Here is a 14,215-nt window from a genome sequence, read left to right as displayed (position 1 = left end):
CTCGCCGCGACCCCGCGGCGGGGCCCTTGCCCGTGTGTCACCCACTGGATGCCCGGCCGGACAGATATTCCCCCGGCTATTGTAAATATTGTTTACTACTTGCCACCATGGCGGACATCACACCACGTAGCCACCCGTTGACACATATGTGAACGACGGGCAGAAGGGACGTGTTCAGATGTCCGCACTCCGCAGACCCCGCCGCCTCGCGCTCCTGGGCGCTGCCGTCCTCGGTGCCGCCCTGGCCATTTCCGCCGGTCACGCCACCGCCGCCACCACCAGTCCGGCCCTGGCGGCCGCCTCGTTCACCGATGACTTCAACGGCCCGTCCGGCGCGGCCGTCGACGGCTCGAAGTGGCACCACGAGATCGGCAACGGCGCCGACGGCTGGGGCAACCACGAACTCGAGTACTACACCGACGGCACCGCCAACGCCGCCCTCGACGGGCAAGGCCACCTGGTCATCACCGCCAAGCGCGAGAACTACGGCAACTGCTGGAACGGCACCTGCCAGTACACCTCGGCCAAGTTCTCCACCCCGCAGACGTTCTCCCAGGCCTACGGGCACTTCGAAGCACGCATGCAACTGCCGCGCGGCCAGGGCATGTGGCCCGCGTTCTGGATGCTGGGCAACGACATCGGCACCGTCGGCTGGCCCAACTCCGGCGAGATCGACATCATGGAGAACATCGGCAAGGAGCCCGGCTCCGTGCACGGCACCATCCACGGCCCCGGCTACTCCGGCGCGGGCGGCATCGGCGCCGGGTACACGCTGCCCGGCGGCCAGGCCTTCGCCGACGGCTTCCACACCTTCGCCGTGGACTGGGCGCCGAACTCCATCACCTGGTCGGTCGACGGGAACGCCTACGAGACAAGGACTCCCGCCGATCTCAACGGCAACCGCTGGGTGTTCGACCACCCCTTCTACATCATCATGAACCTCGCGGTCGGCGGCTACTGGCCGGGCAACCCCGACGGCTCGACGAGCTTCCCGCAGCGCCTGGTCGTCGACTACGTGCACGTCACCACCGGCTCCACGACGCCGCCCACCGGGCACCAGATCGTCGGCCTGGCCGGCAAGTGCATGGACGTCTACGCGGCCAACCCGGCCAACGGCACCCCCGTGCAGCTGTATGACTGCAACGGCACCAATGCGCAAGCGTGGACCGCCACCAACGGAACCCTGCAGGCGCTGGGCAAGTGCCTCGACGCCACCAGCGGGGGTACCGCGGACGGCACCCCGTTGCAGCTCTACGACTGCAACGGCACCGGCGCGCAGAAGTTCACCCTGAACAGTGCGCACGACATCGTCAACTCGGCGTCCGGCAAGTGCGTGGACGTGACGGGCAACAACTCCGCGAACGGCACCCGGTTGCAGCTCTGGACGTGCACCGGCGGCGCGAACCAGAAGTGGACCATGTCATGAGGCGCGTGTTCGCCGCGCTGGCCGGGTTCCTCCTGCTGGCGCTGCTCCCGCATGCCCCGGTGGCGAACGCCGCCCCGCAAGCGAGCCCCGCGCCGCAGGCCAACACCCTGCAGGCTGGTCCGACCGCCGACCAGCTGCTGGCGAAGGTCTCGACCTGCCAGCAGATCTCGTCGGGCCGCTACGCCCACGACGAGGGCGGTGCGGCGACCGTGCCGGTCTGCCAGAACAACGGCGTCGTGTTCTTCAGCGCCGACATGGACATCGACTGCGACGGTGTCCGCACGACGCAGTGCAACGAGAACACCGACTGCTGCTTCTACCCCGACACGGCCTTCCACACCTCCACCGACCAGCCGTTGAACGCGGCCCAGCTGCCCTACATCGTGCTGCCGCAGCCAACGTCCAATTGGGACTACCGCAACTACGGCATCGACGGCGGCTCGGTCGTGGCGGTGATCTACCAGGGCCGGGTGGAATACGCCGTGGTCGGGGACACCGGCCCCACCGGCATCATCGGCGAGGCCTCGTACGCCACCGCGGCCGGGCTGGGCATCGACCCCGACCCGAGCACCGGCGGCACCGAGGGACCGGTGACCTACATCGTGTTCCCGCACACCTCGGTCAACCCGATCGAGAACCACGACGTGGCGAACTCCGTCGGCGAGGACGCCGCGAACCGGCTCGTCGGCACCACCACGCCACCGGCGGGATCCGGCGCCATCGTCGGCCTCGGCGGCAAGTGCATGGACGTCGCGGGAGCCAACAGCACCAACGGAACCGCGGTGCAGCTCTACGACTGCAACGGCTCGGCCGCGCAAGCGTGGACCGCTACGAACGGCACGCTGCGCGCGCTCGGCAAATGCCTCGACGTGCGCGACCGCAGCACGGCCAACGGCGCGAAGTTGCAGCTGTGGGACTGCACGGGCGGAGCGAACCAGCAGTTCACGCTCAGCGGCAGCGGCACGATCGTCAACCCGGCCGCGAACAAGTGCGTGGACGTCACGAACAAGTCCACCGCGAACTCGACGCCGTTGCAGCTGTGGACGTGCACCGGTGCCACCAACCAGAAGTGGACCCTGTCATGAAACGAGCACGGGTGTTCGCGGCCTTCGGCGCGGCCGCGATCGTCACCGGGTTGCTGAGCGCCGTGCCCGCCGAGGCGGCCGGCGAGACGGTGAACGTCTGGCTGACCACCACGAACGACAGCGGCGGGCGCAACGTCACCCGGGGCCTGCAACAGCAGACGCCGGTGCAGTTCGCGGCGGGCAACGGGACCGGGCAGCAGACGATCACCGTCGACGAACACACCACCTACCAGAAGTTCACCGGCGGCGGCGCGTCGTTCACCGACACCGCGGCGTGGCTGATGAACTCCAGCGGCGCGCTGTCGCAGTCCACAAGGGACGACACGATGCGCAAGCTCTTCGACCCGAACACCGGGATCGGTCTGAGCTTCCTGCGCAACCCGATGGGCGCGTCCGACCTGGCCCGCTACAGCTACACCTACGACGACATGCCCGCGGGGCAGAACGACCCGGGCCTGGCCAACTTCTCCATCAGCCACGACCTGGCCGACGTCGTCCCGCTCACCAAGCAGGCGCGCCAGCTCAACCCGCAGATCACGGTGATGGGCTCGCCGTGGAGCGTGCCGCCGTGGATGAAGGACAACGACTCGTACTCGCAGGGCTGGGTCGAGTCGCAGTACTACCCGGCGCTCGCGCAGTACTTCGTGAAGTACCTGCAAGCCTATGCGGCACAAGGTGTTCCGGTGAATTTCGTGTCGGTGAACAACGAGCCGACGTGCTGTCCCGGCTACCCGTCGACGCAGTGGAACGGCTCCGGGCTGGCGTACTTCACCAAGACCAACCTGCTGCCCGCGCTGCACACCGCCGGACTGTCCACAAAGGTCCTCGCGGTCGACTGGAACTGGGACACCTACGACGCCTACGGCGCGCCGTCGGTGACCGACTCCGCGATCCGCAACGACCCCAACTTCGGCGGCGTGGCCTGGCACGGCTACGGCGGTGACATCAACGAGCAGGACACGGTGCACAACCAGTACCCGTCGATGCCCGCCTACGAGACCGAGCACTCCGGCGGCACCTGGATCGGCAACCAGCAGGCCGAGGACATGGGCAACATCATCGACTACACGCGGCACTGGGCGCAGAGCGTCGTGAAGTGGAGCCTCGCGGTCGACGAGCACATGGGCCCGCACAACGGCGGCTGCGGCACGTGCACCGGCCTGATCACCGTCCACAACGACGGCACGCACCAGGTCGACTACACCGTCGAGTACTACGACATGGGGCACCTGACCAAGTTCGTGAAGCCGGGCGCGGTGCGCATCGCGTCCAACGACACGGCGGTGCGCAACGTGGCGTGGCGCAACCCGGACGGCTCGAAGGCGTTGATCGCCTACAACGGCACCGGGTCCAGCCAGCAGGTGCGGGTGAACTGGGGTGGCGAGTCGTTCTCGTACACGCTGCCCGCGGCCACCTCGGCGACGTTCACCTGGTCCGGCGACCAGTCCACCGGCGGCGGCACCCCCACCGGCAAGGCGATCACCGGGCTCGGCGGCAAGTGCATGGACGTCGCCGGGGGCAGCAGCGCCAACGGCACGGCCGTGCAGTTGTACGACTGCAACGGTTCCGCGGCGCAAGCGTGGACCGCGTCCGGCGGCACGCTGCAGGCGCTCGGCAAGTGCCTGGACGTGACCGACCGCAGTACCGCCGACGGTGCGAAGCTCCAGCTCTGGGACTGCACCGGCGGCGGCAACCAGCAGTTCACCCTCAATTCCGCCCACGACATCGTCAATGCCGCGTCGAACAAGTGCGTCGACGTCACCGGCAACACCAGCGCCAACGGGACCCGGCTGCAGATCTGGACCTGCACGGGGGCCGCCAACCAGAAGTGGAGCTTCCAATGACGCGAGTCAGATCGGGTTTGTCGCTCATCGCCGCGCTCGCGTTGGCGGTGCTGGCGCCGCTGCCGTCCGCGTCGGCCGCGACGACCGGCCAGATCACCGGCCTGGCCGGCAAGTGCATGGACGTGGCCGCGGCGAGCAGCGCCAACGGCACCGCCGTGCAGTTGTACGACTGCAACGGCACCAACGCCCAGCAGTGGACCGCCACGAACGGCACCTTGCGCGCCCTCGGCAAGTGCCTCGATGCCACCAGCGCCGGGACCGCCGACGGCACGAAGCTGCAGCTCTGGGACTGCAACGGCACCGGCGCCCAGCAATTCACCCTGAATTCCGCGCACGACATCGTCAACTCGGCGTCCAACAAGTGCGTCGACGTCACCGATCGCAACAGTGCCAACGGAACCCGCCTGCAGTTGTGGACGTGCACCGGCGCCAGCAACCAGAAGTGGACGATGGGCGGCACCACGCCACCGCCCGGGAACTCCGGCATGCAGGTCGCGCCGTACTACTACAACGGCTGGGGCAGCCCGCCGAACCCGGCCACCGTGATGTCGGCGACCGGCGTCAAGTGGTTCACGATGGCGTTCATCCTGTCCAACGGCGGCTGCGCGCCCGCGTGGGACGGGGGCCGGCCGCTGACCGGCGGTGTCGACCAGCAGACGGTGAACACCGTGCGTGCCAACGGCGGCGACATCATCCCGTCGTTCGGTGGTGCGAACGGCTACAACCTCGAGACGGCGTGCACTTCGGCCGGCGCCCTGGCCGGGGCGTACCAACAGGTCATCAACGCCTACGGCCTCAAGGCGATCGACATCGACATCGAAGGCGGCACGTACTCCAACGGCACGATCCAGCAGCGCACGATCGACGCGCTGAAGACCGTGAAGGCCAACAACCCTGGCATCACCGTGTACGTGACGTTCCCGTCGGACCAGGGTGGACCGGATTCGAGCATGATCAACCGAGCGGCGTCGTCGGGACTGACCGTGGACGGCTGGACGATCATGCCGTTCGACTTCGGCGCGGCCGGTCAGGACATGGGTGCGCTGACCATCCAGGCGGCCGAAGGCCTGAAGAACACGGTGCGCAACGCCTACGGCTACACCGATGACCAGGCGTACCGGCACTCGGGCATCTCGTCGATGAACGGCATCACCGACATGAACGAGACGGTGACCGTGGCCAACTTCCGCACGATCCTGTCGTACGCCCAGCAGCACCACCTGGCCCGGCTGACGTTCTGGTCGGTCAACCGCGACCGCCCGTGCAGCGGCGGCGGCCCGGGCGACGACACGTGTTCCGGGGTGTCGCAGCAGGCGTGGGACTTCACGCGGACCTTCGCCCAGTACACCGGCTGATCTTCTCGACGGGGAAAGGGGCGGGCCTTCGGGTCCGCCCCTTTCGTTTGCGTTTCCACAACATGATCGGCGGAGGTCACGGTAATCCTTCGCGCGCCGACTGAGCCGAACGGGCGTTTGGTGTGCGCCGCAAAAAGATTACGGTGACCTCCCGGCGACAACGGCGTCGTCGGTGGCGAGTGGAGACACCATGCGAAGGTTGCGGAAGATCCTGTCCATTTCGGCCGGCGTGGCCCTGGCGGCCGGCCTGCTGATCACCCCTGAGGCCGCCGCCGACGACTCGCCGCCCGGGTGCGGCACGCCGCACGAGGTCAACCGTTCGGCCATCATGTACGGCGTCGGCACGTCGTCGTGGCGGGTCGGCACGCTCGTCCAGTACTGGGGCTGGTGCGATTCCAATTTGCGCAACTGGGCGCACGTGAGCTTCTCGGCCGGGAATTCCGCCTTCGGCACGCGGGTGGCGATCCAGACCCGCGACGGCGTCCTGCACGGCGCCAAGACCCACGACAGCGGCACGAGCTTCAACTCGGCCCCCACCGCCACGATCAACGTCGACACCCGGGCTTACGTCGACGGGAACTTCTGGAACGGCGGCGTGGCAACGCTTTCCCCGCAGCACACCGCCTGGAGCGGCTCCTGACCGAGCTGAGGCCCGGCTGCGCGCCGGGCCTCACCGATCAGCATTGGATGGACGTGTGCCCCGAGCCCCAGCCGCACGTGTCGACGGTGCTGCCCGCGGAGTTCCGCAGGTAGGCCGTGTCGCCGGAGTTGTTCCAGATGTACCAGGTCTGGTTCCAGTAACGGGTGGTCGCGTTGTTCGTGCCCTTGCCGGTGCGGACGAAGAGGTACTTGCCCGCGCCGATCGTGGTGGTGGGGAACTTGTAGACGTGGTTCTGCCGGTCGCGCAGGGTCCAGCCGGTGATGGTCTTGGTGCTGGTGGAGGTGTTCTTCAGCGCGATGTACTCGGCGGTCAGGCTGGCGTTGCCGCCGTAGTCGGGCCCGGGCGAGTCGTAGTGGGCGTTCCACAGGACGACGCCCCCGGCGGCATCCGCGGTGGTCGCTCCGGCAAAGCCCAGCACGGCGGACATGACGGCCACGACGATCGCGGCGGGCCCTTTGCGCATCAGAATGTTCCTCTCGCAGGTGGGTTCCGCGAGAAGTCGAAGCAGGGTCACTCATCGTTACCGATAGCGCTTCACGTCACCCGATCCGGTGACATGCCATCGGCTCGGACGTCACCCAAAGCCGCTTTAACTTGCCTCGTTCGAGGCAAGTTTGCCTCGAACCGGAACTTTCTCCGGTGAGGCAAGTGCGTATTTGAGGCAAGTTCACCTCCATCGAGCCGTTGCCGCTGCGGCAAGCTGCGGCGCCCCGCCGACGCAAGCAGGGCGCCGCAGCCCTGGATCAGGAGCCGTAGACCTCCAGTTCCGACAGCTGACCGGCCGGCCAGCCCGTGTTGGCGGTGATCTGGACCCGGACGTACCGGACCGAAGCCGCGGCGAAGGTCACTGTTGCCGTGTTGCCCGAGGCCGGGTCGAACGTGTAGCCGTGCGATGCCGACAGGGTGGTGAACGAGCCGCCGGTCGTCGAGCCCAGGACCGACAACGTCTGGGTGCGGGCGCCCCACGCCGAGGACGGCGGGAGCTTCAGCACCAGTTTGGACACCGACTGCGCCGAGCCGAGGTCGACGGTGATCCACTGCGGGAAGGCGTTGTTCGTGCTCTCCCAGTACGTGTTCGCGTTGCCGTCCACGGCGTTGCCCGGCGCGTAGACGTCGGCCTGGCCGCTGGCCGTCGTGGACCGGTGCAGGGCCAGGTTGCCGTTCGCGGGCGGGTTGCCGGGACCCGAGCCGGGCGCGGGCCACGTGCTGCAGTCCGCCCACGTGCCGCTCCAGCCGGAGTTGCCGCTGCCGGTGAACGTCATCGGCTGGTTCGACGACGGGTACGGGCAGTTGTACGTGCCGGTCACCCCGACGCCCGAGGCCGTGATGTTGGACAGCGACACCGTGCCACCGGTCTGCGACTGCACCACGAAGGTGCCGACGCCCTCGACCGAAGCGCCGTCGACGGACACGTTGTTGATCGACTTGCCCGCACCGTTGCCGTCGATGAACTGGATCGCCTCGTACGGCGAGGCCACCGCACGCAGGTCGGTCACCCGGATGGCGGCGTTCGGCGAGCTGTCCCGCGCGTCGACCCAGAAGGCGCCGACGCCGAACTGCCAGTTCGGGTCGAGGGCGCCCGCGCGCACGGTCGTGTTGTGCGACACCGTGATCGTGCCGGACAGCGGGGTCGCGTTGAAGCGGTTGGCGACCAGGATGCCACCGCCGAGGGCGTTCGTGTCGCGCACCAGGTTGCCCGTGACGGTCTGGTCGGTGCCGCCGTAGATGGCGATGCCGTTGGCCAGCTGCGGCTGCACGACCGTGTTGTTGCTGATGGTGTCGCGGGCGTCGGGTGCGCCGTTGGACCACAGGGCGAGGCCGTCGTCGCCGTTGCTGCGCAGGAAGTTGTTGCTGATCACCGAATCGGTGACGTTGCCGTCGAAGTTGATGCCGTCGGCGGTGGTGTCGAGGATCCGGTTGCCGCTGATGGTCAGGTGGCTGGACGCGCCGTTCATCAACCACAGCCCGCACTTCATGTGCTGGATCCACAACCCGGTCACCGACGAGTTCGCCCCGAGCACGCCGTGGAACGCGTTGTCCGGGCTGCCATCGTTGCGCTCGGTGATCTCGCCGAAGACCGCGAAGTCCTTCAGGTGGATGTTGCCCTGCGCGCCACCGTTCTGGAACGGGTTGTTGCTGTGCAGCACCGTGTACCACTGCCCGGCGCCCTGGATCGTCACGTTGTCGACCTGCAACGACGAGCCGATCTCGAAGGTGCCCTGCGGCACCCACACGGTCTTGCCCTGCGACTTGGCCGTGTCGATCGCCGACCGGAACGCCTGCGCGTCATCCGATCCGTCGTTCGGGGTCGCGCCCGTGGACGTCACCGACACCGAGTTGGCCGGCTGCGCGTCGGCCCCCGCGACCTGTTCGAAGTCGGCGAGGTCGATGGTCACCGGCCCGGCCGACGAGTCGTCGACCTGCACCTTGACTTTGGCGCCGGCCGCCACGTTCTGGCCGAGCAGCATGCGCGTCTCGTCGTAGAACTTGTGCGTCTTGGCCCCCGGGATCCACCCGGTGTCCACATAGGAGTACTTGGAGGTGATGTTGAGGTCGCCGACCTTCTGCGACCCGACGTACACGGCGAGCTTGCCGGAACGCCCATCCTGGACCGAGTACCGGACGTCGATCGAGTTCGCCGCCGCGGACAGCGTGAACTCGACGTACTGCCCGCCGTTCAGCGTGACGGCCTTGCGGCCGGACGCCTCGGACGGCAACGACGCCTGCGTGTAGTTCGGGCCGATGGTCGACCCGTTGGTCGATGCGCTCTCGGCCTCGTACTCCACGAACGGCACCGTCGCGCCCGAACCGCCTGCTGCCAAGGCGGCCGGGGCGCCGAGGGCGCCGGTGAGCACGGTCAGACCTGAGGCCGCGAGCGCGACGGCAGCAGCCGCCGCGAGCGGTCGTTTCCTGGGATTTCGCCGGTTTTCGGGCATGGCGGAGCAGGGCCACCCTTCTGTGTTCGGTGAAACTTACGAGCTGTACGCCTCGAGTTCGGACAGCTGGCCGGCGGGCCAGCCGGTGTTGGCGGTGATCTGCACCCGCAGGTACCGCACGGTCGCGGCGGCGAACGTCACCGTCGCCGTGTTGCCGGAGGCCGGGTCGAACGTGTAACCGTGCGAGCCGGACAACGTCGCGAACGACCCGCCGTCGGTGCTGCCGAGCACCGACAACGTCTGCGTGCGGGCACCCCACGCCGACGACGGCGGCAGCTTCAGCACGACCTTGCCCACCGAGACCGGCGCGCCGAGGTCGACCGTGAGCCACTGCGGGAACGCGTTGTTCGTGCTCTCCCAGTACGAATTGGCGTTGCCGTCGACGGCGTTGCCCGGCCCGTACACGTCGGCCTGCCCGCTCGCGGTGGCCGGGCGGTGCAACGCAAGGTTGCCGTTGGCCGGTGGCGTGGTGGTGGTCGTGGTGGTGGGTGGCGGCGTGGTCGTGGTGCCGCCGTTGTCCCCGCCGTAGACCGGGTTCGGCCACGGGCCGCAGTACTGGCTGCTCCAGCCGGAGTTGCCGCCCTGGTCGGTGATGGCGAAGGCGCCTGCGCCCATGCAGTTGTAGGTTCCGGCAACGCCGATGCCGGTCGCCACCACGTTCTTGAACGTCGCACCGCCCGTGGCCTGCAACTGCAGCGCGAACGTACCCGCGCCCTGGATGCGCACGCCGTCGAAGTGGATGTTGGACACCGACGAGTCGATGAACTGGATCGCCTCGTAGTTCGAGTCGATCAGGTCCATGTCGGACACGTTCACGGTGCCGGTCATCGTGCCGTCGCGGGCGTCGAACCAGAGGGCGCCGACGCCGAACTGCCAGTTCGGGTCAAGCACGCCCGCGCGGATCGTGGTGTTGCCCGACACCGTCGTGGTCCCGGCCAAGGGCGTCGCGGTGAAGCGGTTGGCGACGTGGATGCCGCCGCCCTGGGTCTGGGTCTCGGACACGACGTTCCCGGTGACGCTGTTGTCCTGTCCGCCGTAGATCGCGATGTTGTTGGCCAGGATCGGCGCGACCACGGTGTTGTTGGAGAACGTGTTGTCGTGGTCGGGCTGGTGCTCCGACCACATGGCCAGGCCGTCGTCACCGGTGTTGCGCAGGAAGTTGTCGTCCACCGTGACGTGGCTGATGCCCTGGTGCAGGTTCAGCCCGTCGGCGGTCTGGTCGACGATCGTGTTGTGCGTGACGGTCAGGCCGTCGAACGGGCCGTCGAGCCACAGGCCGACCTTGGTGTGCTGGATCCACAACCCGGAGACCACGGAGCCGCCGCCGAGCGCACCGCCGATGCCGTTGACCTGGTCGCAGTCGACCCGCTCCCGCACCTCGCCGATGATCGCGAAGTCGTAGAGCTTCACCGCGCTGCTCACACCGGTGTTGCCGCCCTGCCCGCAACTGCTGGGCTCGCCGAGGCCGAACACGCCGACCCGCGTCCCGCGCAGTTCCGAGTACCAGTTCCCCGCGCCCCGGATGGTGACCCGGTCGACCGTCAGGTGCCGGTTCACCACGAACCGCCCGCGCGGGACCCAGACTTCCTTGCCTTGGCTCTTCGCCGCGGCGATGGTTGCGTCGAACGCGGCCGCGTCGTCGGTGCTGTCGTTCGCGGTGGCGCCGTAGTCGGTCACCGACAACGACCCGGCCGGCTGGGACGCCGGCGCCCCCAGGTTGTAGAAGTCCGCCAAGTCCACGGTGGACGAGGTGGTGTCGCCGCCGTCGACCTGCACGCGGACCTTCGAGCCCGCGTGGGCGGCCGTCCCGAGCAACGCCCGCGTCTCGTCGTAGAAGTGGTGCGCGTGACCGTCGCCGGGGTTGTTGGTGAACGGGTAGTACCCGTAGTACCAGCTGTAGCGCGACGTCAGGGCGAGGGTTGCCGCCTTGGTGCCGTCGACGTACACCGACAGCGTGCCGTCGGTCCCGGTGCCGGCCCCGCTGTCCGGCAGGCTCGCCCGCACGTCGATAGCGTTGGCCGCGCCGGTCAAGGTGAACTCGACGTACTTGCCCTGGCCGTCGAGCCGGACCGCCCGGCGCCCGGACGCCTCACCGGCGAGGGTGCCCTCCGTGCGGTCCATCGCCAGCACCGCGCCGTTGGTCGCGGCGGATTCGGCTTCGTATTCGGTGAAGTCGACGGTTGCGCCGCGTCCAGCGACCGCGAATGGTGAGGCCGCGCCGGTCGGCGCCGGGGTGACCGGCGCGGCCTCCGACACCGCGCCGATCCCCAGCACCGACACCGTCACGGTGCCGGCGGCCACGGCGGCGGCGGCACCCAAGGCCAGCCGCCGCCTTGTCTGTTGTTTGCTCATGACGCCCTTCCTGTCAGGTCAGCCGCAGCCACGCGGCGGAATCGGCGGGCAACAAGGTTCCTTCGAGCTCTTGGCTGGCAAGCAACACCTCCTGGTGCGCGGGCAGGTCGACGGTGCCGTCGGACAGGTTGACCACACAAGCGATCCCGTCCGTCCGGGCAAACCCGAGCACCCCTTCGGGCAGCCCGTCCAGCCACGTCAGCGGGCCGTCGCCGAACGCGTCGAGTGACCGGCGCAGGTGCAGGGCGGCCCGGTAGAACTCGAGCATCGAACCGTCCACACCGGATTGGGCGGCGACGGTCAACCCGGCCCACGGCGACGGCTGCGGCAGCCACGGCGCGGCACCGGTGTCGTTGAACCCGAACGGCGGTTGCGCACCGGACCACGGCATCGGCACACGGCAGCCGTCACGGCCGATGTCCGCACCGCCGGTCCGCGCGAACACCGGGTCCTGGCGCACCGCGTCGGGCAGGTCCTCCACCTCGGGCAGGCCGAGCTCCTCGCCCTGGTAGACGTAGACCCCGCCCGGCAACGCCATCGACAGCAACGCGGCGGCCCGCGCCCGCCGGGTGCCGAGCACCGGATCCGTTGGCACGCCGTGCTTGCGGTCGTCGAAGCCGAAGGACGTGTCGTCGCGGCCGTAGCGCGTGACGTGCCGCGTGACGTCGTGGTTGGACAGCACCCAGGTCGCGGGCGCGCCGACGATCGCGTGCGCCGACAACGTCGCGTCGATGACGCCACGCAGCTTCTCGGCGTCCCACGGGCAGGACAGGAAGTCGAAGTTGAATGCCGAGTGCAGCTCGTCGGGCCGCAGGTAGAGGGCGAACCGCTCGGGGTCCGGCAGCCACATCTCGCCCACGAACACCTTCGGTTCCGGGTAGGAGTCGGCGATCGCGCGCCAGCGCCGGTAGATCTCGTGCACGCCGTCCATGTCCGAGTACGGCAGCGGGATGGTGTCGCGGCCGTGCACGTCGGGCAGGTCCGGGTCCTTCACCAGCCCGTCGGCGACGTCGATGCGGAACCCGTCGATGCCGCGGTCGAACCAGAACCGCAGGACCTCGTCGAACTCTGCCGGCACGTCGGGGTTGCTCCAGTTCAGGTCCGGCTGCTCGGGCGCGTAGAGGTGCAGGTACCACTCGCCGTCGGGCACGCGGGTCCAGGCCGGACCGCCGAAGCGGGACTGCCAGTCGTTGGGCGGCAGTTCGCCGTGCTCGCCGCGGCCGGGCCGGAACCAGAACCGTTCGCGAGCCGGCGATCCCGGTCCGTCGGCCAGCGCTTGCACGAACCACGGGTGCCGGTCCGACGCGTGGTTCGGCACGATGTCGATGATCACCTTGAGGCCCAGTTCGTGCGCCTCCCGCACGAACTCCTCGGCCTCGCCGAGCGTGCCGAACGCGGGCTCGATGTCGCGGTAGTCCGCCACGTCGTAGCCGGAGTCGGCCATCGGCGACGGGTACCACGGGTTCAGCCAGATCGCGTCCATGCCGAGGTCGGCGATGTGCCGCAGGTGGGCACGCAGCCCGGCGAGGTCGCCGGTGCCGTCACCGTTGCCGTCGGCGAAGCTGCGCACGTAGACCTGATAGATCGCGGCACCACGCCACCAGTCCGCCCTGCGCCACCAGTCGCTGCCCTGCATGTCGGCCACCCGGCCCTCCTCGGTCTTCTCGGTCCTGTCGGTGTTGGTCATCCCTTGAGGCTGCCCGCGGTCAGGCCGGCCAGGATCTGGCGCTGGAACACCAGGAACACCGCCACCATCGGGATGCTGGCGAGCACCAGCCCGGCGAGCAGCAGGTTGATCGGGGTGTCCGGGGCGAACCGGTTCAGCGCCACGGAAAGCGTTTGCGCACCTGGGTCCGGCAGCACGAGCAGCGGCCAGATGAAGTCCTTCCACGCGGCGACGATCGCGAAGATCGACACGACCGCGAGGATCGGCCGCGAGAGCGGCAGCACGACCCGCACCATGGTGGTGATCCGCCCGGCGCCGTCGATGGTCGCCGCCTCGATCAGCTCCCCCGGCACCTGGTCGAAGAACCGCTTGAGCAAGTAGATGTTGAACGCGTTCGCCGCCGCGGGCAGCCAGATCGCGCCCGGCTGGTTGATCATGTTGGTGTGCACGACCGGCACGTCGGTGATCGTCAGGTACGTGGGGACCAGCAACGCCGACGCCGGCAACATCAACGTGGCCAGCATCAGCCCGAGGATCCAGTTGCCCAGCACCGGGCGCAGCTTCGACAACGCGTACGCGGCGGGCACGTCGACCGCGAGCTGGACCAGCCACGCCCCGCCGGCGATCATCACGGTGTTGCCGAAGTACTTGGCCAGCTCCATGAACGACCACGCGTCCGAATAGGTCTCGGGGTGCCACTGCTCGGGCAGGATCGTCGGCGGCACGTGCGCCAGCTCCGGCGCGGACTTCATGGCGCCCAGCAGCATCCACACGAACGGCAGCACGAACGCGACGGCAAACGCGATGAACGCGCAGGAAAACACCACCCAGTAGCCGAGGCGGCCGTGCAAGGTGCGCAATTGGTTGTCGGAGAGCAACGTGCGGTTCAC

10 protein-coding genes are annotated in these 14,215 nt (G+C 68.7%); 5 read left to right on the top strand and 5 right to left on the bottom strand.

Annotated features, from left to right (window positions below; translation table 11 throughout):
• The first annotated feature begins 178 nt into the window (after window positions 1-178).
• From EV186_RS30940 to EV186_RS30920, 5 genes are all read left to right on the top strand, one after another.
• Window positions 179-1,426 (top strand): glycoside hydrolase family 16 protein, encoded by a 1,248-nt coding sequence (locus EV186_RS30940; protein ID WP_133852995.1) that lies wholly within the window; start codon window positions 179-181, stop codon window positions 1,424-1,426.
• Entirely contained in the window at window positions 1,423-2,511 is a 1,089-nt protein-coding gene (locus EV186_RS30935) for an RICIN domain-containing protein (protein ID WP_133852994.1), read from the top strand. The genes EV186_RS30940 and EV186_RS30935 overlap by 4 nt, the downstream gene beginning before the upstream one ends.
• Complete coding sequence (locus EV186_RS30930) at window positions 2,508-4,355, top strand: RICIN domain-containing protein (protein WP_133852993.1); 1,848 nt, start codon at window positions 2,508-2,510, stop codon at window positions 4,353-4,355. The genes EV186_RS30935 and EV186_RS30930 overlap by 4 nt, the downstream gene beginning before the upstream one ends.
• A complete protein-coding gene (locus EV186_RS30925; protein WP_133852992.1) occupies window positions 4,352-5,710 on the top strand; it encodes a chitinase in 1,359 nt (452 codons plus the stop codon). The genes EV186_RS30930 and EV186_RS30925 overlap by 4 nt, the downstream gene beginning before the upstream one ends.
• A gap of 190 nt (window positions 5,711-5,900) precedes the next feature.
• Window positions 5,901-6,350 carry a hypothetical protein gene (locus EV186_RS30920; protein ID WP_133852991.1) on the top strand — a complete coding sequence of 150 codons (450 nt, stop codon included), beginning with the start codon at window positions 5,901-5,903 and terminating at the stop codon, window positions 6,348-6,350.
• Window positions 6,351-6,387: 37 nt separating this feature from the next.
• On the opposite strand, the gene EV186_RS30915 is transcribed toward EV186_RS30920, so the two are convergent.
• The 5 genes from EV186_RS30915 to EV186_RS30895 all read right to left on the bottom strand — a co-directional run bounded on the left by EV186_RS30915 (window position 6,388) and on the right by EV186_RS30895 (window position 14,215).
• Entirely contained in the window at window positions 6,388-6,834 is a 447-nt protein-coding gene (locus tag EV186_RS30915; RefSeq protein WP_208115864.1) for a lamin tail domain-containing protein, read from the bottom strand.
• 280 nt (window positions 6,835-7,114) lie between these two features.
• Window positions 7,115-9,307 carry a galactose-binding domain-containing protein gene (locus EV186_RS30910; protein WP_133852990.1) on the bottom strand — a complete coding sequence of 731 codons (2,193 nt, stop codon included), beginning with the start codon at window positions 9,305-9,307 and terminating at the stop codon, window positions 7,115-7,117.
• Between the two features lie 36 nt (window positions 9,308-9,343).
• Window positions 9,344-11,659: a galactose-binding domain-containing protein gene (locus tag EV186_RS30905; protein ID WP_133852989.1), complete on the bottom strand. Its 2,316-nt coding sequence runs from the start codon at window positions 11,657-11,659 to the stop codon at window positions 9,344-9,346.
• Window positions 11,660-11,672: 13 nt separating this feature from the next.
• Window positions 11,673-13,295: a glycoside hydrolase family 13 protein gene (locus tag EV186_RS30900; RefSeq protein WP_133853127.1), complete on the bottom strand. Its 1,623-nt coding sequence runs from the start codon at window positions 13,293-13,295 to the stop codon at window positions 11,673-11,675.
• Window positions 13,296-13,342: 47 nt separating this feature from the next.
• Window positions 13,343-14,215, bottom strand: a complete 873-nt coding sequence (locus EV186_RS30895; protein WP_133852988.1) for a carbohydrate ABC transporter permease — start codon at window positions 14,213-14,215, stop codon at window positions 13,343-13,345.

The organism is Labedaea rhizosphaerae, assembly GCF_004362825.1.
GTDB lineage: Bacteria > Actinomycetota > Actinomycetes > Mycobacteriales > Pseudonocardiaceae > Labedaea > Labedaea rhizosphaerae.
This window is presented reverse-complemented; position numbering and strand designations above follow the sequence as displayed.

Coding starts and splice junctions, on each gene's coding strand:
- EV186_RS30905 (WP_133852989.1), bottom strand. CDS start 11,659: ATGAGCAAACAACAGACAAGGCGGCGGCTGGCCTTGGGTGCCGCCGCC.
- EV186_RS30900 (WP_133853127.1), bottom strand. CDS start 13,295: ATGCAGGGCAGCGACTGGTGGCGCAGGGCGGACTGGTGGCGTGGTGCC.
- EV186_RS30915 (WP_208115864.1), bottom strand. CDS start 6,834: ATGCGCAAAGGGCCCGCCGCGATCGTCGTGGCCGTCATGTCCGCCGTG.
- EV186_RS30910 (WP_133852990.1), bottom strand. CDS start 9,307: ATGCCCGAAAACCGGCGAAATCCCAGGAAACGACCGCTCGCGGCGGCT.
- EV186_RS30930 (WP_133852993.1), top strand. CDS start 2,508: ATGAAACGAGCACGGGTGTTCGCGGCCTTCGGCGCGGCCGCGATCGTC.
- EV186_RS30935 (WP_133852994.1), top strand. CDS start 1,423: ATGAGGCGCGTGTTCGCCGCGCTGGCCGGGTTCCTCCTGCTGGCGCTG.
- EV186_RS30940 (WP_133852995.1), top strand. CDS start 179: ATGTCCGCACTCCGCAGACCCCGCCGCCTCGCGCTCCTGGGCGCTGCC.
- EV186_RS30925 (WP_133852992.1), top strand. CDS start 4,352: ATGACGCGAGTCAGATCGGGTTTGTCGCTCATCGCCGCGCTCGCGTTG.
- EV186_RS30920 (WP_133852991.1), top strand. CDS start 5,901: ATGCGAAGGTTGCGGAAGATCCTGTCCATTTCGGCCGGCGTGGCCCTG.